Genomic DNA, 18,669 nt, shown 5'->3' with positions numbered 1-18,669 from the left:
ATTCATAATGGCTGATTGATTATAGCCGAACGCTATTGGCCGCCCAAATGCCCAATCACGCAGCAAAACACCGCTTGCCCCCCCTGAGGGGGGGCATACCGCAACCGCGCGAGTCGGTAACTTTGGCGTCACTCAATCAACTGGAAGCGACGCAAATGAGCAAACTGATTCAGGACATCGTGCCGCTGGGCGCTGGCATCGGCGAATTCACCAAACTGGAATACGGCATGGACGAAAGCGACTGGCGCGCCACGGTCGGCAAGAACAATCACTACGTGATCGGCTGGTGGGAAGGCAAGGTCGGCGCGGTGGACTTCCCGGCCACGACCGCCGACGAAGCGGTATGGCTCGTGGAAGGCAAGATCGCCCTGACCGACGCGAACGGCTCCCGCAAGGAATTTGCGGCCGGCCAGGGCTATCTGCTGCCCGCCGGCTTTGCAGGCCGCTGGGAAACCCTCGAAGACGCGAAGAAGTTCTACGTCGTGCTCGAACAGGCCTAAGGACCATGGCGAGCCGCCTTCAACGGGAGGCGGTTCTGTTTCTCTCGTTCCGCGCAGTGAAGCGAATCATGAGTACCCCTGCAGAAGTTGAAGTCGAATCGCGCCCGGGCGCCACGCTCAGCGTGCAAGAGGCACTTTCGCGCACACGGTTCTTTCCGTACTGGCTCGACAACCCCGCCGAGCCGCCGACCGAGCCCAGGCTCACCGCCAACGTCGAGGCCGACCTGCTGATCGTCGGCGGCGGTTTCACGGGGCTATGGGCCGCCGTGCAGGCCAGGGAGCAGATGCCGCATCTGAACGTCGTGCTGATCGAGGCGGGTAAGGTCGCGCACGGCGCGTCGGGCCGCGCGGGCGGCATCATCTCGACTTCGGTGATGCATGGACTGCCCAATGCCGTACGGGTATTCCCCAACGATATTGCGCAGCTCGAAGAATTCGGTCATCACAACCTCGATGGCTTCGAGCAGACGCTCAAGCGCTACAACATCGACGCCGACATCGAATGGAACGGCGAAATGACGGTGGCGGTCGATCCGGAGCATATCGAGCACTTGCGCGGCGACTACGAACTGCACAAGCGCTACGGGCACGATGTCGTTCTGCTCGACAGCAAAGCGACGCGCGAGCAACTCGATTCGCCGTTGTTCGCCGGCGCGCTGTGGTCGCGCAATCGCAGCGGCATCGTGCATCCGGCCAAGCTCGCGTGGGGCCTCAAACGCGCGGCGCTTTCGCTCGGCGTGAAGCTCTACGAGCACACGCCGCTCATCGATGTCATCGACGAAGGCCAAACTGTTTACGTGAAGACGCCCGAAGGCAGCGTGCGCGCGCCGCGCGTGGTGTTCGGCAGCGGTACGGCGAAGGTCGGCATTCCCGATATCAACCGGCGCGTGCTGCAGGTGCGCGACCACGTGCTCGCCACCGAACCGCTCACCGAAGAACAGCTCGCGCGTATCGGCTGGAAGCATCGCCAGGGCATTTACGACACGCGCACGCAGCTCAATTACTTCCGCCTCACGAAGAACAACAACATCATCTTCGGCGGGCTCGTGAGCTATCACTTCGACGGCGATCCGAATCCCGCGCAGGACCAGAAGGCCGAGACCTACTATCGGCTCGCGCAGGCGTTCTACCGCACCTTCCCGCAGCTTGCCGACGTGCGCTTCTCGCATGCATGGGGCGGCCCGATCGACTACTGCTCGCGCGGCTCCGTATTCGCGAAGCGCTATCTGAACGACAAAGCTGTTTTCGTGGCGGGTTACACGGGCTTTGGCGTGGCGGCGAGCCGCTTCGGCGCCTTCATGGGCCTGAATATCCTGTTCGACCGTAACAGCCCCGAGCGCGCGCTCGATATCGCCAACCAGAGCCCGACCTATATCCCGCCGGAGCCGGTGCGCTGGCTGGCCGCCAAGGTCACGTTCCATGCGTTCGACGGCGCCGACGCCGAAGGCGGCTGGAAGCGCGCATGGATCAAGGGTATCAAGGCGATGGGCTTTCCGATGTGAGGGACTAGCGGCATGTTCTCCAATACCTCCGATCTCGACCTGCGGCTCATCCGCGTGTTTCTCGCCGTGGTGGACGCGCGCGGTATCACGGCAGCCGAAGCGACGCTAGGCGTGCGGCAGTCCACCATCAGCACGCAGCTCTCGGCGCTCGAGGCGCGCGTGGGCTTCAAGCTCTGCGAGCGCGGACGCGGCGGCTTTCGTCTCACGTCGAAGGGCGAACGTTTCGTGCCCTCGGCGCGCGCGCTCGTTGCGGCCACCACCGAGTTCGTCGCGCGGGTGCGCGATATCGACCGAAAACTCGTCGGCACGCTCGGCATCGGCCTGATTGGCCAGGCTTCGCACGTCGAGAACGCGCGGCTCGCGGAAGCGATAGGCGCATTCCGCAAACGCGATCAGGCCGTGCGCTTCACGATGAAGGTCGCGGCGCCGCAGGAACTCGAAGAAAGCCTCGTCAACAACCACCTCGACATTGCGATCGGCTACTTCTGGCATCGCGTGGCGGGCCTCGACTACACCGAGCTGTTCAGCGAGCGCCAGGTGCTGTGCTGCGGGCGCGGGCACGCGCTGTTCCATCATGCGCCGCACGTCAGTGTCGATGATCTGCGCGAGCACGACTGGGTCTGGCGCAGCTATCCGATCCCGGAGGAGCTTGCCGGTATCGGCGACCGGCAGGTGACGGCGATTGCCGACAGCATCGACGCCGCCACGGTCCTGATCCTCTCGGGCAGCCATATCGGCTATCTGCCTGCGCATCACGCCGAGCCGTTCGAGCAGCGCGGCCTCATCCGGGCGCTCGGACGCACCACGTTCGGCTTCGACGTGCCGATGCATCTGGCCGTCAAGCGCAGCGCGGCGGAAAAGCCCATCGTGCGCGCGTTCTGCGACGATCTGCTGGGCGTCTACGGGCAGCATGCCGCCGCGCCCGAAGCGCTGGTTGAATGAAAGAAGCGCTGCGCGCCATACATTGGCTGCGCAAGATGTAAACGTATGGAATGCAGAATAATTAGCCCGCTGCGATCGATTAAAGTGGGCGAGAGACGTTGATAGTGCGTTGGCCGGTTGTTGCAAAAGCAGCCAGATCAGCGCGGCAAGGAGTGAGACAATGAGCAATAACAGCATTACCCAGATCGAAACCTTCGGTTTCGAACGCATTCCCGATGCATCGCGCTACGCGCGGCCCATCGATCTTTTCCGGCTGCTGTTCGGCGGCTGCAATACCTTCTCCACCTCGGTGCTGGGCAGCTTTCCGGTGCTGGTCGGCCTCTCGTTCAAGGCGGGCGTGTGGTCCCTCGTGCTCGGCGTGCTCGCCGGCACCTGCATTCTCGCGCCCATGAGCCTGTTCGGTCCGCGCAACGGCACGAGCGATCCCGTTTCGTCGGGGGCGCACTTCGGCATCCATGGGCGGATCGTGGGCTCGTTCCTCGCGCTGCTCACATCGATCGCGTTCTTCGCGCTCGCCGTGTGGAGTTCGGGCGATGCACTCGTGGGCGGCGCGCACGACATGGTCGGCGTGCCGGTCAACGCCTGGACACTCAGCTCGGCTTACATGGTGTTCGCCGTGCTCGTGGTGGTGGTGTGCATCTACGGCTTTCGCTTCATGCTGTGGGTGAACAAGTTCGCCGTATGGGCGGCGAGCCTCATGTTCGTGGTGGGCGCCTTCGCGTTCGCGGGCGCATTCGATCCCAACTACGCCGGCACGCTGCATGAGGGCGGCGCGGGCTTCTGGGTGGCCTTCGTGAGCGCCGTGCTCGTCGCATTGAGCAACCCGGTGTCGTTCGCCTCGACGCTCGGCGACTGGGCGCGCTACATTCCGCAGCACACACCGCGCCACCGCGTGATGGGCGCCGTATTCGCCGCGCAGATCGCCACTTTCGTGCCATTCTTCTTCGGCCTCGTCACGGCTACGCTCATCGCTACGAAGGCGCCGAGCTTTATTGCCTCGAACGACTATGTCGGCGGACTGCTGGCCGTGTCGCCGCGCTGGTTCCTGCTGCCTACGTGCCTCATTGCGATCATCGGCGGCATGTCCACGGGCACGACCGCGCTCTATGGCACCGGCCTCGACATGTCGAGCATGTTTCCGAGACTCCTGAATCGCGTGCGTGCGACCATGCTGATCGGCACGCTGGCCATCGGCTTCATCTTCGTCGGCCGCTTCGCGTTCAATCTCGTGGAAAGCGTCTCGACGTTCTCCACGCTCATCTGCACGTTCAGCTGCCCGTGGATGGCGATCATGGTGATCGGGTTCATTACGCGCCGCGGCCACTATCTCAACGATGACCTCCAGGTCTTCAATCGCGGCGGCCGTGGCGGCCACTACTGGTTCACGCACGGCTGGAATCTGCGCGCGATGGGTGCCTGGCTGCCGGCGGCGTTCTTCGGTCTTTCGTTCGTGAATCTGCCGGGGCAATTCGTCGGTCCGCTTGGCTCGCTGGCGGGTGGACTCGATCTGAGCGTGCCGGTTTCGCTGGCGGTGGGCGGCATGATCTACGTCGTACTGCTGACGATCTTCCCCGAGCCGGATGCCGTGTACGGCCGGGAAGGGCGCCGCTTCGTGCGCGGCGGCGCGCGCGGGCAAACCGCTGGCGCGGTGCGTGAACTGCAACGCAGCCCGGAGTACGCCGAGTAAGTCGGCAAGCACCAGGTCGCTTCGCCGGGAGCCGTTGCGCAGAGAGCGGGTAAGATCACGGCTTTGCGCAGCGCGTAAGGAGGCGATCTTGCTTCGTTCACTCGTAAGGGGCGGTGCCGGTGCCCTGCTCTTCGCCATCGCCATAAGCGGTCCCGGCTTTGCCGCCGAACCTGCCACCGGCAGCGACGCTCAAATACGCGAAGCCGCGCTCGCCTTCATGCGCGAGAACGGTATCCCCGGTCTCGCGATCGGGGTCGCCGTGAACGGCACGGAGCGCTTCTACAACTTCGGCGTCGCATCGAAGGAAACGGGCGAGCCGGTCACGAACGAAACGCTGTTCGAACTCGGCTCGATGAGCAAGACGTTCGCCGCCACCCTGGCCGGGTGGGCGCAGGTGAACGGCAAGCTCTCGCTCGATGCGCCGGTGAGCACCTATGTACCCGAGATGCGCGGCACGCCATTCGGCGGGCTCACGCTCGTCAATCTCGGTACGCACACGGGCGGCGGCTTCCCGCTGCAGGTGCCCGATGAAGTCACGAACGACGCGCAGCTGACAGCTTGGCTCAAGGCATGGCGGCCGCGTTATCCGGCTGGCACGCAGCGCACCTACGCGAACCCGAGCATCGGCATGTTCGCGCGCATCGCGGCGCAGCAGCTCGGCATGAGCTACCCGGATGCGGTGGAGACACTGCTCTTTCCGAAGCTCGGGCTCACGCACACGTTCATCCGCGTGCCGGCCGCGGAGCGCGCGGCCTATGCGCAGGGCTACAACAGCAAGAACGCGCCGGTGCGTCTGCATCCCGGCGTGCTAGCCGACGAAGCCTACGGCGTGAAATCGGATACGCGAGACATGCTGCGCTTTCTCGAAGCGAACCTGGGCCAGGTCGAAGTGGAACCGGAGATGCAGCGCGCGCTGGAGGCCACGCATGTGGGCTATTTCCGCACGGGGCCGTTCGTTCAGGACCTCGTATGGGAGCAGTACGCGCAGCCGGTGGGCCTGAACGATCTCGTGAAAGGCAACGCGAACGTGATGGTGCTGGAGGACAACCCGGCCACGGCGTTGATTCCGCCGCTGCCGCCGCAGCCCGACGTGTTGCTCGACAAGACGGGCGCGACCAATGGTTTTGGCGGCTATCTGGCGTTCGAGCCTTCGCGCAAGACGGCCATCGTCATTCTCGCCAACCGCAATCACCCCACCGAGTCGCGCGTGCGGTTCGCCTATCGCGTGCTGGAACGGGTGCAGGGCGTGCCGGCACCTTAGGCCGAATCGCTCGTCGCCCGCGCGGTTCGGCTGGCGGGCGCATTCGTGTTAGCCGCCGGGCTGTCGTGCACAGGCAGCCCGCTCACCGCCGCCGTGAGACCGCGCCCGCCCGGGTTGTTGCGCAGCGTGAACGTCAGGCCATGACGCTGCGCGATGCGCGCCACGATCGAAAGTCCGAGCCCGCTGCCTGTGCCCTGAGCATGATCGCCGCGAAAGAAGCGGTCGACCACGCGCTCGAGATCGGCTTCGGGAATCCCGGGCCCGTTATCGATGACTTCGAAGCCGAGCGTGTCCTGCGAACGCGTGAGCACGAGATCGATCTTGCCGCCTGAGGGCGTGTAGCGGATCGCGTTGTCGAGCAGGTTGTTCAGCAGGGTGTTCAGGCCGTGCGCGTCGGCGTTCACGTTGCAGATGCAATTGGGCGTGATGGGCGGCCGCGACTCGAGGCCGAGGTCGATGCCTTTCTCTTCCGCGAGCAGCGAGAAGTCGCCGATGGCCTGCTCTCCCAGCCGCCGCAGGCTCACGACAGTGGCGGGCGTGCTCGCTTGCGCATCTTCGCGCGCAAGCGTGAGCAATTGCTGCACGAGGCGGATCGTGCGGTTCAGGCGCGTTTGCATGCGCTCGAGCGTACGCGGCTCGCCGTTGAGCGTGCCGTCGTGCAGCGCCGCCTGCCATTGCAGCTTGAGCGCGGCGAGCGGCGAGCGCAGCTCGTGCGCCGCGTCGGCGATGAAGGTGCGCTGCGCCTGCGAAGCCGTATTCAGGCGGTCCAGCAGATCGTTGAGCGCGACGACGAGCGGGCGCAGTTCGACGGGCACCGAGCCGTCGAGGCGCAACGGCTCCAGCTCATGCGCCGAGCGCGAAGCGAGCAGCGCCGACAACGCGCCCACCGGCGCGAGCCCGCGCGTCACCACGAACAGCAGCAGCACGATGGCCACCGGCACGAGCAGTGCGAGCGGCCACAACGTATGCAGCGCGAGATGCAGCGCCAGCCCGTCGCGCACGGAAATGGGCTGCGCCACCTGAACGAAGCGATCCGGTTGCGCGATGCCGTACACGCGCCAATGCACCTCGTCGTGCTCGATCGTGCGAAAGCCCGTGGCCTGGCGCGGCAGCACGGGCGTTTCCTGCGAGCGGTAAACCAGCTTGCCGTCGTGGTCCCAGATCTGGATGAGAATACGGTCGTCGGCGATCTCGTCGAAGCCGGGACCGGACTGCTCGACCTCGCGCGCCATCGCGGCGTTCGCGGGCATGGATTGCGCCACGGCATGCAGCTCGTAATCAAAGAGCTCGCCCGCTTCTTCACGCGCGCTGTGAAAAATGCCGAAGCCGGCCACGATGGAGGCGGCCGCGAATCCGCAGATGAGCCAGCCCAGCAGGCGGCGGCGGATGGAGTTCATTCCGATCTCTTGAGCCGGTAACCTACGCCGCGCACAGTCACGATCTGGTCGGTGCCGATCTTGCGGCGCAAGCTGTGCACGTGCACCTCGATCGCGTTGCTGCCGACTTCCTCGCCCCAGCCGTACATGCGCTCTTCGAGTTCGGCCTTCGTGAAGACGCGCGCGGGCTGCTCGATGAGCACGCGCAGCAGCGCAAATTCGCGCGGCACGAGCGCGACGCTTTCGCCGTCTTTCGTCACCTCGTGCGCGGCGGGGTCGAGCGCGAGGCCGCTGTGCGTGTAGACGGGCTGTTTCTGGCCCGTGCGGCGGCGGAGCATGGCGCGCGTACGGGCGGCCAGTTCGTCGAGATCGAAGGGCTTGATGAGGTAGTCGTCGGCGCCGGCGTCGAGCCCGGCGATGCGGTCCGTCACCGAGTCGCGCGCGGTCAGGATCAGCACGGCCGCTTCGCCGCCCTTACGGCGGTAGCCGTTCAGCACTTCGATCCCGTCCTTCTTCGGCAGCCCGAGGTCGAGCAGCACGAGGTCGTACACGTCGTTGTCGAGCGAAAGCTCCGCTTCCCGCCCGTCGCGCGCCCAGTCGACGGCATGACCCTCGCGGCGCATCGAGTCGAGCACCGTTTCCGCAATCATTTCGTCGTCTTCCACCAGCAACAGGCGCATCGCTCGCTCCCCCAATTTCCAGCCTTACATTGTCGCTCATCCCGGCTTAACCGGTGCTTAAGCGGCACGCTCCCACGGCCAGCACGCCGGGCGCGATATCGCGCAGCGTGGGCTCGGCGCACGCATCGGATATGCCTTGCGGCAGCACGTTGCGCGAGAGCGTGAAGACTTCGTCGAGCGTGAGGACGATGGTGGCGGACATGGCATCCCGTGTGAAAAAACAAACCGGGCCAACGTGGCCCGGTTTCGGCGATTCGAATGAAGATTGGGAGAGAGGCGCGTTGAATGCGTAGCGCTTACAGACCGACGTCCGGCAGGGCGGGGCGCGTGGCGAGCGCCTTCTCGACCACGGCCTTCACATGCGCGAGCGCTTCGCCTTCGAGCGGCAGGCGCGGCGGGCGCGTGACGGCGCTGCCGCGGCCCACCAGTTCCTCGCACAGCTTGATGCATTGCACGAGGTCGGGGCGCGCGTCGAGATGCAGCAGCGGCATGAACCAGTGGTAGAGCGCGAGCGCTTCGTCAAAGCGCTTTTGCTTCGCGAGGCGGAACAGCGTTTCGCCTTCCTTCGGGAACACGTTCGACATGCCCGAGACCCAGCCTTGCGCGCCCACGGCCACGCTTTCGACCACTACGTCGTCGAGGCCCGCGAACAGCACGAAGCGATCGCCCACGGCGTTGCGCAGATCGATGAAGCGGCGCGTATCGCCCGACGAATCCTTGAAGCAAACGATATTTTCGCAATCCTGAAGAGCGATCAGGATGTCGGGTGTGACGTCGTTCTTGTAGATCGGCGGATTGTTGTAGACCATCACCGGCACGTCGGTGCTGGACGCCACGGCGCGGAAATGCGCGGCCGTTTCGTGCGGCTTCGAGGAATACACGAGCGCCGGCATGACCATCACGCCGTCCACACCCACGCGCGCCGCTTCTTTCACGGTCTGACGCGCGAACTCGGTGGTGAATTCGGCAATGCCCGCGATCACCGGCACCTTGCCGCCTGCCGCGTCGCGCGCGGCCTCGATCACCGCGATCTTTTCGTTCGTCGCGAGCGAGGTGTTCTCGCCGACGGTGCCGCACACCACGAGGCCCGACACGCCGTCCTTGACGAGATTGCTCACCACCCGGTGCGTGGCGTCGATATCGACCGAGAAGTCCGCCTTGAACTGCGTGCTGACGGCGGGAAACACCCCGCTCCACTGGATAGCGCTCACTTTGACTCACTCCTTGAATGCGTAGCGGCTCGCGCCGGTACCTGTTGAATATGAGTGAAGTATCGCTGTCCAGATCGTTTGACGCTTGAGGCCTTTCGCGCCTCAAAAAGACGAAATCTGCATAGTCCGCCGCTTGCTTCAGCGGCCCAGGGACAACCCTGGGCAAGCTGGCGCGAGGCTCAGGCGCCGGACGCCTGCGCGCTTTCGGGCGTTTGCAGCAGCGCGCGGTACTGGCTGGGCGTGACGCCCACCGTGGCCTTGAATTGCCGCGTGAACGCGCTGTGATCGTTATAACCGCACTGCGTGGCGATGTCGGTGATGCTCAGGTCGCTCCCGAGCAGCACCGAGGCCGCATCCAGACGGGTTTTCAGCAGCATCTGGCGGGGCGTGAGGTGAAAGATCTTGTGGAAGTAACGCTCGATCTGCGCCACCGACATGTTGATGAGCTTCGCCAGGTGCGCGAGCTTGAGCGGTTGCGCATAGTTGTCCTGGATGTACTTCGCGGCGACCGCAAGCCGCTGGTAAGCGGGATGCGTGCCTTCGGCGGCCTGCAGGTCGCGCGAAATGCCCGCCACGCCCAGCACGCGGCCGCGCGCGTCGTGCAGCGGGACTTTCGAGGTAAGACACCAGCCCGGCTGCCGGCCCGGATACAGATGCAGCTCGAGCTGGTCGATGAGACTGCTGTCGAGCCGCACCACGGCCTGGTCCTGCGCGGTATAGCTGTGGCCGAAGCGCGAGGGAAAGACCTGCTCGGCGGTCTTGCCGAGCAGCGCGCGTTTCTCCTTGAAACCGCAGCGCGCGGCGAGCGTGGTGTTGGCGATCACGTAGCGCGCCTCGTGATCCTTCACGAAGAACACCACGTCGGGCATGGCGTCGAACAGCGGTTCGAGCATGGTGAAATGCGCGATCATCTGCGCAAACGTGGCGTTTTCGAGGGCGGCGGGCAGGACCGGTTCGGGCATCGCGAGGCGCTTGGGGCGGTATCGGCGGAAAATACCATTGTGCCGATTTGCGCACGCGCGCGCATCTGCAACAAAAAGCGGGTGTGGCGCTATTGCGCCGCTTCTACCTGCAGCAAGGTGTCGATGCGCGCGGGCGAGAACGGAGGGCGCTGGCCATTTTGCGGCCAGCCGAAACAGAACGCCGCCGCCTCGCCGCAAATCTTGCCCTGACAGGGACCCATACCGCAGCGCGTCTGCAGCTTGGCGTCGCGCCACGACGTATGGCGCGCGACGTCGCCATACGCGACGTCTTCGCAACGGCAAAACACAGTGTCGGGCTGCGGCAGCGCCCGCAACGCGGGGGCGAGTTCGAACGCCGCGTGCAGGCGCGTGGCGAAACGGCGGTAACGCTCGCGTTCGGCGAACAGGTGCCGGGCGTTCGCGTGGTCGCCGAGCGCAGCATACGCGGCGATGCGTCCTTCCACCGCCGCGAGTTCCATGCCGCCCACGCCTGTGCATTCGCCGGCCGCGTAAACGGCTTCGGCTGAGGTCTGCTGCCATTCGTTCACGGCGATGGCGGGAGAACCCGCATGGGTTTCGAGGCGGCAACCCAGCGCTGCGCCGATGCCCGTATTCGGCACGAGGCCATAGGCGCATGCGATCCGGTCGCAATCGACCAGCACGTCGTCGTTGCCGCGCCGCACGCGCGCCTGCGTCACGCGCGTCGTGCCGATGGCTTCGGCAACGTACGCATCGCACCGATAGGGCGTCGCGCGCAGATCGAAGCGCATGCGCAGCGCCTGGGCGAGTTTCGCGGGCGTATGGACGAGGCCTGCCGCAAATCGGCGCACCGCCTGGGGCGGCGCCTGCTCGACGACGGCGGCGATCGTTGCGCCATGCTGGCGCGCGGTGACCGCGGCGGCCCAGAGCAACGGCCCGCTCCCCGCGATGACGATGCGTTCGCCGCGCACGGGCATCCCGCCCTTGATGAGCGCCTGCAAGCCGCCCGCGCCTGTGATGCCCGGCAAGGTCCAGCCGGGATAAGGCAGGAAGCGTTCGCGCGCGCCCGAGGCGACGATGAGCTTGCCGTAAGCGAGCGACAGCGCACGGTCGGGGCTCTCCGCGAGCAACTGCCGCCCGGGGAGCGGCTGCACGATGCGGGTGGCGCTCAGCAGCGCGACGTTGGTGCGCGCCGTGAGGGCGTCGAGCACGGCGCGTGCGGGACCAGCGGCGCGATGACCGGGACCCTGACGCCAGATCTGGCCGCCGGGCAGCGCATTGTCGTCGACGATGCCGACGCTTGCGCGCGCCTGTGCGGCGATGCGCGCGGCGTTCAATCCGGCCGGTCCGGCGCCGATGATCAGGATGTCGAACTTCATGGCGCTGCATTCCCGGTGACGACCTTCATGCCCGCGATGCAAACTGTCTGGCAGGCAAGGCGATGCGGCACGCCGTCGATGGTGACGCGGCATTCCTGGCAGATGCCCATTCCGCACAACGGCCCGCGCAGCGCGCCGCTCACCGAGCACCGCGTGACGGGCGCTGCGTGTTCCGCATGCGCGGCAATGGCGATGGCGGCTGCGACCGAGCTGCCCGGCGCGACGCCCACATTGCGCCCATCGATCGTCAAGGTCGTATTGGCTTCAGGCATGCACGGCCCCCTGGTCAGCGAAGCGCGCGGGGAGATAGGGCGTCGCGTCGATCTCGGCGGCGCGTCCGAGCATCTGCGCGGCAATCAGCTTCGCGGTGCCGAGCGCCGTGGTGACGCCGAGGCCCTCGTGTCCGGTGGCGAGCCACGTCGACGGATGGCTGTCGTCATCGGCGAACGCCGCCGCGGGGCCGATCAGCGGCATGCCGTCGCTCGATGCCGGGCGAAAGCCCGTCCATGCGCGGATCGCGTTGAGCGCGGGCAGTTGCGGCAGATAGTCGGCGGCGCGGCGCAGCATGCGCGCGAGAATCGCCGGCTCGACGGCGGGGTCCGTGCTGTCGAACTGGCGCGACGAGCCGATCAGCAATTGACCGGTCGGCCGCGGCTGCACGTTGAACGCCACCGAGGTGCCGCTCGCGTTGTGCGCGCTCTTGATGTAGCCGAGTTCGAGAATCTGATGACGAATCGCGCCGGGATAGCGATCGGTAATGAGGAGGTGTCCCTTCTTCGCCTGGAGCGGCAGGCGCGGTAGCAACTCGAGCGCCGCCAGGCCGTTCGCGATCAATACCGCGCCCGCGCCGACGACCTCGCCATCGGAGAGGTGTACGCCCACGCGGTCGATACGCACGACCTGCGTCTGCGTGCGGCAGGTCAAGCGGCCGCTAACGGGCTGCTCGAGCAGCCATGCGGCTACGGCAGGCGCGTAAACCACGGCGTCGTTGTCGACGATCATGCCGCCCACGAGGCCCTTGCGCAGCCCCGGTTCCGCTTTGCGCAACTGGCGCGCGTCGAGCATCGAACACGCCACGCCCTGGTGTTGCAACGCCTGCTGACGCGTCTGCGCGAGCGCCAGCTCTTCTTCGTCGGCGGCGACCCAGAGCGTGCCGCAGCGCAGGAACGCGTGGCGCACGTCGAGACGCGGCGCCAGCGCGTGCCACAGCGCCAGCGACCACGCGCTCAGCGCGAATTCGGCGGGGGTGTCGTCCATCACGACGAGGTGGCCCATGCCCGCGGCCGTCACGCCGCCGCCTATGCCGGCGCGCTCGATGACGAGCACGTTCAGGCCCTGCGCCGCAAGTTCATGCGCGCAAGCCGCGCCCACGATGCCCGCGCCGATCACGACGACATCGTCTCGACGGCTCGAACCTTGCATCACGCGGGAATGCCCCACGCGAACGGATCGTCGTCGGAGAAAATCAATTTGGACTCCGCGCTAATATGCGCGCTGCCGCGAATGCTCGGGCGCACATGGCCCGCGGGGAGATCGGGCGTGGTTTCATAGCAGGCTTCGAACACGCTGCCGATGATGCTTTCCTGGCGCCACCGCGCGCCGGGAGCGAGCGTGCCGTCCGCGGCGAGGCACGCGACTTTCGCGCTCGTACCGGTGCCGCACGGCGAACGGTCGTAGGCCTTGCCGGGACACAGCACGAAATTGCGGCTGTCGATGCCCTCGACGTCCGAGTGCGCGAACAGTTCGATATGGTCGATCAGCGCGCCGTCCGTGCCGGTCACGCCGTTCGCTTCGAGCGCCTGGCGCATGGCCCACGTGGCTTCGGTGAGCGCTTCGACGTTGCGCGCTTCGAGCGACAGGTTGTGATCGGCGACGAGGAAGAACCAGTTGCCGCCCCACGCGATGTCGCCGTGCACGCGGCCGTAGCCGGGCACGTCGAGCGGCACGGCCTGGCGGTAGCGATACGCGGGCACGTTGCGCACGGTGACGCTGCCGTCGGCGTGCAGTTCGGCTTCGACGTTGCCGACCGGCGTTTCGATGCGATGCACGCCTGGCGCGATGCGCCCGAGATGCGCGAGCGACGCGATGAGGCCGATGGTGCCGTGGCCGCACATGCCGAGAAAACCGACGTTGTTGAAGAAGATCACGCCGGCAGAGCAGGACGGATCATGCGGCTCGCAAAGCAGCGCGCCGACCATCACGTCCGAGCCACGCGGCTCGTTGACGACGCCTGCGCGCACGCGGTCGAAGTCGCGACGGAATACGGCGAGGCGTTCGGCGAGCGGGCCGCGGCCCAACTCGGGGCCGCCGTCGATCACGAGGCGCGTGGGCTCGCCGCCCGTGTGGGAGTCGATAACGGTCAGGGCTTTCATGCCGACAATCGTAGGTCGCGCCATTTTGGCCGTCTTGCTCGAACGACCCATGCGCGGTGACGATTTCGGCATAGTGCGCCGGGCGTGAATGCGCGGCGGTGAGGCGGAACCCTTGCGCGTGCTTTCGTCAGGCTTTCACGAGCGCCAGCTGCTCCAGCTGGCGCACCACTTCGGCGCGCAGGCGCGGCGGCATGTTCTGGTAGCCGAGCAGGTCGGAGATCCACAGGCCGTCCGCCGCGAGCCGGCAGATCATGAGGCGGGCGGCGGCTTCGAGCGGCAGCGGGTCGGGGCGCGTCCACTTGCGCATGGGCGCGGCGTAGCGCTCGCGAATCGCGGGATCGGTCATCATCGCGGCCACCAGCACGCGCAGCACGTTGGTGCTGGCGGCAGGGCTCGTTTCGTCGATGGTGGTGTGCAGGTAGGCGCGCGCGGCGGCGCCGTGTTTCGGCGTGCCTTGCGCCACGCCTTCGTCGATGCGCGTGTGCATCTGCTGCTCGAAGCGCGTTAGCGTCTGCTCGAAGAGGGCATCGAGCAAGCCCTGCTTGTTGGCGAAGTGATACTGCAGCGCGCCTTTGGTCACGCCCGCGCGTTCGGCCACGGCGTCGAGCGTGACGGCGGGCACGCCTTGATCGGTGGCGATATCGGAAGCCGCTTGCAGCAACTGCGCGCGCACCTGAGCCGGGGCTTTCTTGCGGCGCGTGCCGGCGGCAGGCGCCGCGTCCTTGCGTGGGGAACGGGGTTTCGGGGCCGGGGAGGCCGGCGGAGCCGAGGGGGCCGCTGCGTCAGCCGCCTTCGCGCTGCGCCTTGTCGCGCGCGCGGGCGCCTTGACGGAGGAGTCTTTCATGGCGGCGATCATACCATTCAGGCGCTGCTGCTAAACATTCCGTACGGATGGTATGATCCGCCGATGAAAAATTCCAACCCGCCTTTTACCGCCTCTGCAGCCGCCATGGCGGCGCTCGACGCCTCGATCGTTCGCGGCCGCGACGCGCTCGTGCGAGAGCAGGACGCCGATGGAAGCTGGTGCTTCGAGCTCGAATCGGACGCCACGATCACCGCCGAATACATCCTCATGATGCATTTCATGGGCAAGATCGACACGGTGCGTCAGGAGAAGATGGCGCGCTATCTACGCGCGATCCAGCGTTTGCAAACGCACGGCGCATGGGATCTCTACGTGGATGGCGCGCCCGATGTCTCGTGCAGCGTGAAGGCGTACTTCGCGCTGAAGGCGGCAGGGGATTCGGCGAACGCGCCGCACATGGTGCGCGCGCGGGAGACCATTCTGAAGCTCGGCGGCGCGGCAAAGTCCAACGTGTTCACGCGCATTCTGCTCGCCACCTTCGGTCAGGTGCCGTGGCGCGCCACGCCGTTCATGCCGATCGAATTCGTGCTGTTCCCGAAGTGGGTGCCCATTTCGATGTACAAGGTCGCCTACTGGGCGCGCACGACCATGGTGCCGCTGCTCGCGCTCTGTTCGCTGAAGGCGCGCGCGGCCAATCCGCATGACGTATCGATCGCCGAACTGTTCGTCACCCCGCCCGAGAAGGAGCGCGAATACTTTGCGCGCGGCAAGGGCATCCGCCGGTTCTTTCTCGCGGCTGACCGGGCGCTGCGCCATATCGAGCCGCTGCTGCCGCGCGCGCTGCGCCAGCGCGCCATGAAATATGCCGAGGCCTGGTGCGCCGAGCGCATGAACGGCGAGGACGGCATGGGCGGCATCTTTCCGCCGATCGTCTACAGCTACCAGATGATGCAGGTGCTTGGGTATCCGGAGGATCATCCGTTGCGCCGCGATTGCGAGAACGCGCTGGAAAAGCTGCTCGTCGAGCGCCCGGACGGCAGCGTGTATTGCCAGCCATGTCTCTCGCCGGTGTGGGACACGGCCTGGAGCACGATGGCGCTCGAGCAGGCGTGCACAGTCGTGCCCGCCGATCCGGCGTCGGCCGCGATCAGCGACCAGGAACTGCAGCGGTGCATTGCGCGCGCGTACGACTGGCTCGCCGAGCGTCAGGTGGACGACGTGCGCGGCGACTGGATCGAGAACGCGCAGCCCGACACGCCGGTTGGCGGCTGGGCCTTTCAGTACGAGAACCCGTACTATCCCGACATCGACGATACCGCCGTGGTCGCTGCGATGCTCCATCGTCGTGGCCTTGGGCAGGCGCGCAAAACGGGCACCGACCCGTATGCGGCACGCGTCGCGCGCGCTCGACTGGATGCGCGGCCTGCAATCGCGCAACGGCGGCTTCGGGGCCTTCGACGCCGATTGCGACCGCCTCTATCTGAACGCGATCCCCTTCGCGGATCACGGCGCCTTGCTCGACCCGCCTACCGAAGACGTATCGGGCCGCGTGCTGCTGTGCTTCGGCGTGACGGGCCGCGAGGAGGACAAGGCGGCGCTTGCGCGCGCCATCGAGTACGTGAAGGCCACGCAGCAAGCCGACGGCAGCTGGTGGGGCCGCTGGGGCACCAACTACATCTACGGCACGTGGAGCGTGCTGGCGGGTCTCGCGCTCGCGGGCGAGGACCCGAAGCAGCCGTACATTGCACGCGCGCTGGCGTGGCTGCGCGCCCGCCAGCATGCCGATGGCGGCTGGGGCGAGACCAACGACAGCTATATCGACCCGCGCCTTGCCGGCACCAACGGCGGCGAAAGCGCGTCGAACTTCACCGCGTGGGCGCTGCTCGCGCAAATGGCGTTCGGTGACTGGGAATCCGAATCGGTGCGGCGCGGCGTGGCCTATCTGCTATCCGTGCAGCAGGAAGATGGATTCTGGTGGCACCGTTCGCACAATGCGCCGGGGTTCCCGCGCATTTACTACCTCAAGTATCACGGGTACACGGCCTATTTCCCGCTGTGGGCGCTGTCGCGCTTCCGGCGGCTGGCGGCCGGTGCGGTCGCGGTGCGGGAAGTGGAAGAAGCTGCGCTCGCAGTCTGAATTCGAAGCGGGGCGCAAGCGCCCCGCGTGGCTCGCTTAGCGTGACTTCGCCAGCGTAATCGTTTCGAACAACTCATAATTGCCGGTCGGCGTTTGATCCGCACCGGGTGCGTGATAGTAGTTCATCGTGATCGTCGTCTTGCCGCCGTGCGCGCCGGGATCGACGTCGAACACCGCAATGCCATAGCCCGTGCCCGTATCGCGCTGCGCCGACCAGATCGCGTCTTCGAGCGCATCCGCCGTGGGGCGCGCGAACGTGCCCGCGGTCGTGCCCGCCACCGGGTGATTGGGCTTCGTGAACACCTGCGCCTGCGGGTTGCCGTTGCCGGCGTCCACGCCATACACGTCGAGCGGCGCGCTCGTGCCGCCGCCGCCCAGGATCAGGTGAATCGTGCCGTGGCTCGTGTCGAAGGTGTTGCCCGTGCCCTGAGCGTGCGTGACGGGGCGCGGCTGAAGCGTGTCGACGCTCGCGCCGGTCTTCGCATCGACGCCCGCGTGATGATTGCAGCCGCGCACCGGGTAGCTGCGCTCGTAGTCGTGATCGTGGCCGCACACCACGAGATCCACGCCATAGCGGTCGAAGAGGGGCAGCCACGCTTCGCGTATGCCCTTGTCCGAGCCGTTGCCCGTCTTCGACGAGCTGAGCGCGTCCTGGTGCATCTGCACCACGATCCAGTCGATATCGTCGTCCTCTCTTGCCTGCTTCAAGGTTTGCTCGAGCCAGCGCGTCTGCACGCCGTTGCTGTAGCCGCGCACGTAGAACGACGTGCCCGGCTGAACCGGCGCGTTGCCCGTGCTCGCCGCGGGCACGAGCGGCGACGGGCCGGCCACGAACGCGGCGGCGTCCTGGTAGACCACGTCGTCGGCGTCGAGCGAGACGAACAGCACGTTGCTCACGCGGAAGCTGTACCACCGGCCCGAAAACTGCGTGCCGTTATGCGGCAGTGTATAGCGCGTGAGATACGAATTCAGACCCTGCGGGCCGTTGTAGAACTCGATCTCGTGATTGCCGGGGCACGGCATCCAAGGACGATTCGCGGACGACGTCTGATTGTTGTTGCCGAAGTCGCGCCACACGTCGGTCTGGTGCGCGGGATTCAGGTTCGCATAGCAGAGGTCGCCATTGAGCAGATGAAAGAGCGGCTGGAAGCGCTCCACGGCCTCGACGGCGAAGCGGCTTTGCGGCGACGACAGCACCCAGCCCGTGTTCGGCGTGGCGAGGTCGCCGTAGCTCGTGAAGCGGAACTTTACGCGCCCGCGCGGCGCCGTGGTGAAGCTCGACGAAAACGGGCTGCTCGCGTGGCTGTCGTTATCGGCGGTGACTTCGTAGCGGTAGGTCGTGGCCGGGTCCAGCCCGCGCAGCCGCGCGTGATACGTGAAGACGACGACGCCGGTGAGCCCGTCGGTATAGGTGCGTTGAATGGCGTGCACCGTCTCGTGTTTGCCGCGATCGACGCTGTAGATCACGCGCGGATTCGTGGAGGAGGCGAGCGATGCCCACGAAACGACGACTTCGCGTGTCGGATCTTCGCCCCAGGTGAGGTGGATCTGCTCGGGCGTGCCGTCGGCTGTGGCGGCGTCGGCTTTCGCACTGCCCGCGAAAGCGCTGGCCGCGCTCGCGAAGCCGGAAGCGCCGGCAAGCTTGAGGAAGCCGCGGCGCGAGACACTGGCGCCGCTTTCGGTGGATGCATTCTCGGGGATGTCTTTATTCGTCATGTCGTCTCGCCTCGGGAGCAGAAGGCGAAGCCTGCGCTGGCGGACTTGCATGACTGACGCGCGCGGGCGCAAGCATCGCAGGGTGAGTGTCTGCGCAACGATGGCGCGCTTGCATGACCTGGCGATGACACTGCCCTTATTTTACGCAGCACGACGGGCC

At 66.4% G+C, this 18,669-nt stretch carries 16 protein-coding genes and 1 pseudogene; 6 read left to right on the top strand and 11 right to left on the bottom strand.

Translation table 11 applies throughout. The features are described from left to right. Positions 1-155: 155 nt before the first annotated feature. From AB4Y43_RS25925 to ampC, 5 genes are all read left to right on the top strand, one after another. A complete protein-coding gene (locus tag AB4Y43_RS25925; RefSeq protein ID WP_368684930.1) occupies positions 156-500 on the top strand; it encodes a cupin domain-containing protein in 345 nt (114 codons plus the stop codon). Between the two features lie 68 nt (positions 501-568). Beyond that, positions 569-2,002 (top strand): NAD(P)/FAD-dependent oxidoreductase, encoded by a 1,434-nt coding sequence (locus AB4Y43_RS25920; RefSeq protein WP_368729085.1) that lies wholly within the window; start codon positions 569-571, stop codon positions 2,000-2,002. Positions 2,003-2,014: 12 nt separating this feature from the next. Beyond that, a complete protein-coding gene (locus AB4Y43_RS25915) occupies positions 2,015-2,944 on the top strand; it encodes a LysR family transcriptional regulator (protein ID WP_368729084.1) in 930 nt (309 codons plus the stop codon). A gap of 160 nt (positions 2,945-3,104) precedes the next feature. After that, positions 3,105-4,631 carry a cytosine permease gene (locus tag AB4Y43_RS25910; protein WP_368729083.1) on the top strand — a complete coding sequence of 509 codons (1,527 nt, stop codon included), beginning with the start codon at positions 3,105-3,107 and terminating at the stop codon, positions 4,629-4,631. Between the two features lie 88 nt (positions 4,632-4,719). Continuing rightward, positions 4,720-5,892, top strand: coding sequence for a class C beta-lactamase (gene ampC / locus AB4Y43_RS25905; RefSeq protein WP_368729082.1), 1,173 nt, complete (start codon positions 4,720-4,722; stop codon positions 5,890-5,892). Here ampC and AB4Y43_RS25900 read toward each other — a convergent pair. From AB4Y43_RS25900 to AB4Y43_RS25855, 10 genes are all read right to left on the bottom strand, one after another. Next, positions 5,889-7,289 carry an ATP-binding protein gene (locus tag AB4Y43_RS25900; RefSeq protein WP_069266136.1) on the bottom strand — a complete coding sequence of 467 codons (1,401 nt, stop codon included), beginning with the start codon at positions 7,287-7,289 and terminating at the stop codon, positions 5,889-5,891. The genes ampC and AB4Y43_RS25900 overlap by 4 nt on opposite strands. Next, positions 7,286-7,948: a response regulator gene (locus tag AB4Y43_RS25895; RefSeq protein WP_028203032.1), complete on the bottom strand. Its 663-nt coding sequence runs from the start codon at positions 7,946-7,948 to the stop codon at positions 7,286-7,288. The genes AB4Y43_RS25900 and AB4Y43_RS25895 overlap by 4 nt, the downstream gene beginning before the upstream one ends. A gap of 46 nt (positions 7,949-7,994) precedes the next feature. Continuing rightward, positions 7,995-8,150 (bottom strand): hypothetical protein, encoded by a 156-nt coding sequence (locus tag AB4Y43_RS25890; protein ID WP_342947094.1) that lies wholly within the window; start codon positions 8,148-8,150, stop codon positions 7,995-7,997. A gap of 94 nt (positions 8,151-8,244) precedes the next feature. Further along, the gene (locus tag AB4Y43_RS25885; protein WP_368729081.1) at positions 8,245-9,159 is read right to left on the bottom strand and encodes a dihydrodipicolinate synthase family protein; all 915 of its coding nucleotides are present in this window, start codon (positions 9,157-9,159) and stop codon (positions 8,245-8,247) included. A 179-nt stretch (positions 9,160-9,338) separates the two neighbouring features. Continuing rightward, the gene (locus AB4Y43_RS25880) at positions 9,339-10,121 is read right to left on the bottom strand and encodes a helix-turn-helix domain-containing protein (RefSeq protein ID WP_368729080.1); all 783 of its coding nucleotides are present in this window, start codon (positions 10,119-10,121) and stop codon (positions 9,339-9,341) included. Between the two features lie 89 nt (positions 10,122-10,210). Further along, a complete protein-coding gene (locus tag AB4Y43_RS25875) occupies positions 10,211-11,479 on the bottom strand; it encodes an FAD-dependent oxidoreductase (protein ID WP_368729079.1) in 1,269 nt (422 codons plus the stop codon). Continuing rightward, entirely contained in the window at positions 11,476-11,751 is a 276-nt protein-coding gene (locus AB4Y43_RS25870; RefSeq protein ID WP_069266132.1) for a 2Fe-2S iron-sulfur cluster-binding protein, read from the bottom strand. Before AB4Y43_RS25870 ends, AB4Y43_RS25875 begins: the two co-directional genes overlap by 4 nt. Beyond that, positions 11,744-12,901, bottom strand: coding sequence for an NAD(P)/FAD-dependent oxidoreductase (locus AB4Y43_RS25865; protein ID WP_368729111.1), 1,158 nt, complete (start codon positions 12,899-12,901; stop codon positions 11,744-11,746). The genes AB4Y43_RS25870 and AB4Y43_RS25865 overlap by 8 nt, the downstream gene beginning before the upstream one ends. Beyond that, the gene (locus AB4Y43_RS25860; protein ID WP_368729110.1) at positions 12,901-13,860 is read right to left on the bottom strand and encodes a 4-hydroxyproline epimerase; all 960 of its coding nucleotides are present in this window, start codon (positions 13,858-13,860) and stop codon (positions 12,901-12,903) included. Before AB4Y43_RS25860 ends, AB4Y43_RS25865 begins: the two co-directional genes overlap by 1 nt. A gap of 118 nt (positions 13,861-13,978) precedes the next feature. Then, a complete protein-coding gene (locus AB4Y43_RS25855; RefSeq protein WP_069266187.1) occupies positions 13,979-14,695 on the bottom strand; it encodes a TetR/AcrR family transcriptional regulator in 717 nt (238 codons plus the stop codon). Positions 14,696-14,800: 105 nt separating this feature from the next. On the opposite strand from AB4Y43_RS25855, the pseudogene shc reads away from it, so the two are divergent. Further along, positions 14,801-16,793, top strand: a pseudogene (shc, locus tag AB4Y43_RS25850) (squalene--hopene cyclase). Between the two features lie 36 nt (positions 16,794-16,829). Here shc and AB4Y43_RS25845 read toward each other — a convergent pair. Next, entirely contained in the window at positions 16,830-18,509 is a 1,680-nt protein-coding gene (locus AB4Y43_RS25845) for a purple acid phosphatase family protein (RefSeq protein WP_368729078.1), read from the bottom strand. Between the last annotated feature and the right edge of the window lie 160 nt (positions 18,510-18,669).

This window comes from Paraburkholderia sp. BR10872, from assembly GCF_040965835.1.
Taxonomy (GTDB): domain Bacteria; phylum Pseudomonadota; class Gammaproteobacteria; order Burkholderiales; family Burkholderiaceae; genus Paraburkholderia; species Paraburkholderia nodosa_A.
The sequence above is the reverse complement of the archived record's forward strand: the minus strand, read 5'-3'. Positions and strand labels throughout refer to the sequence as shown.

Coding starts and splice junctions, on each gene's coding strand:
- AB4Y43_RS25890 (WP_342947094.1), bottom strand. CDS start 8,150: ATGTCCGCCACCATCGTCCTCACGCTCGACGAAGTCTTCACGCTCTCG.
- AB4Y43_RS25870 (WP_069266132.1), bottom strand. CDS start 11,751: ATGCCTGAAGCCAATACGACCTTGACGATCGATGGGCGCAATGTGGGC.
- AB4Y43_RS25880 (WP_368729080.1), bottom strand. CDS start 10,121: ATGCCCGAACCGGTCCTGCCCGCCGCCCTCGAAAACGCCACGTTTGCG.
- AB4Y43_RS25855 (WP_069266187.1), bottom strand. CDS start 14,695: ATGAAAGACTCCTCCGTCAAGGCGCCCGCGCGCGCGACAAGGCGCAGC.
- AB4Y43_RS25900 (WP_069266136.1), bottom strand. CDS start 7,289: ATGAACTCCATCCGCCGCCGCCTGCTGGGCTGGCTCATCTGCGGATTC.
- AB4Y43_RS25865 (WP_368729111.1), bottom strand. CDS start 12,901: ATGCAAGGTTCGAGCCGTCGAGACGATGTCGTCGTGATCGGCGCGGGC.
- AB4Y43_RS25910 (WP_368729083.1), top strand. CDS start 3,105: ATGAGCAATAACAGCATTACCCAGATCGAAACCTTCGGTTTCGAACGC.
- AB4Y43_RS25920 (WP_368729085.1), top strand. CDS start 569: ATGAGTACCCCTGCAGAAGTTGAAGTCGAATCGCGCCCGGGCGCCACG.
- AB4Y43_RS25895 (WP_028203032.1), bottom strand. CDS start 7,948: ATGCGCCTGTTGCTGGTGGAAGACGACGAAATGATTGCGGAAACGGTG.
- AB4Y43_RS25925 (WP_368684930.1), top strand. CDS start 156: ATGAGCAAACTGATTCAGGACATCGTGCCGCTGGGCGCTGGCATCGGC.
- AB4Y43_RS25875 (WP_368729079.1), bottom strand. CDS start 11,479: ATGAAGTTCGACATCCTGATCATCGGCGCCGGACCGGCCGGATTGAAC.
- AB4Y43_RS25845 (WP_368729078.1), bottom strand. CDS start 18,509: ATGACGAATAAAGACATCCCCGAGAATGCATCCACCGAAAGCGGCGCC.
- AB4Y43_RS25915 (WP_368729084.1), top strand. CDS start 2,015: ATGTTCTCCAATACCTCCGATCTCGACCTGCGGCTCATCCGCGTGTTT.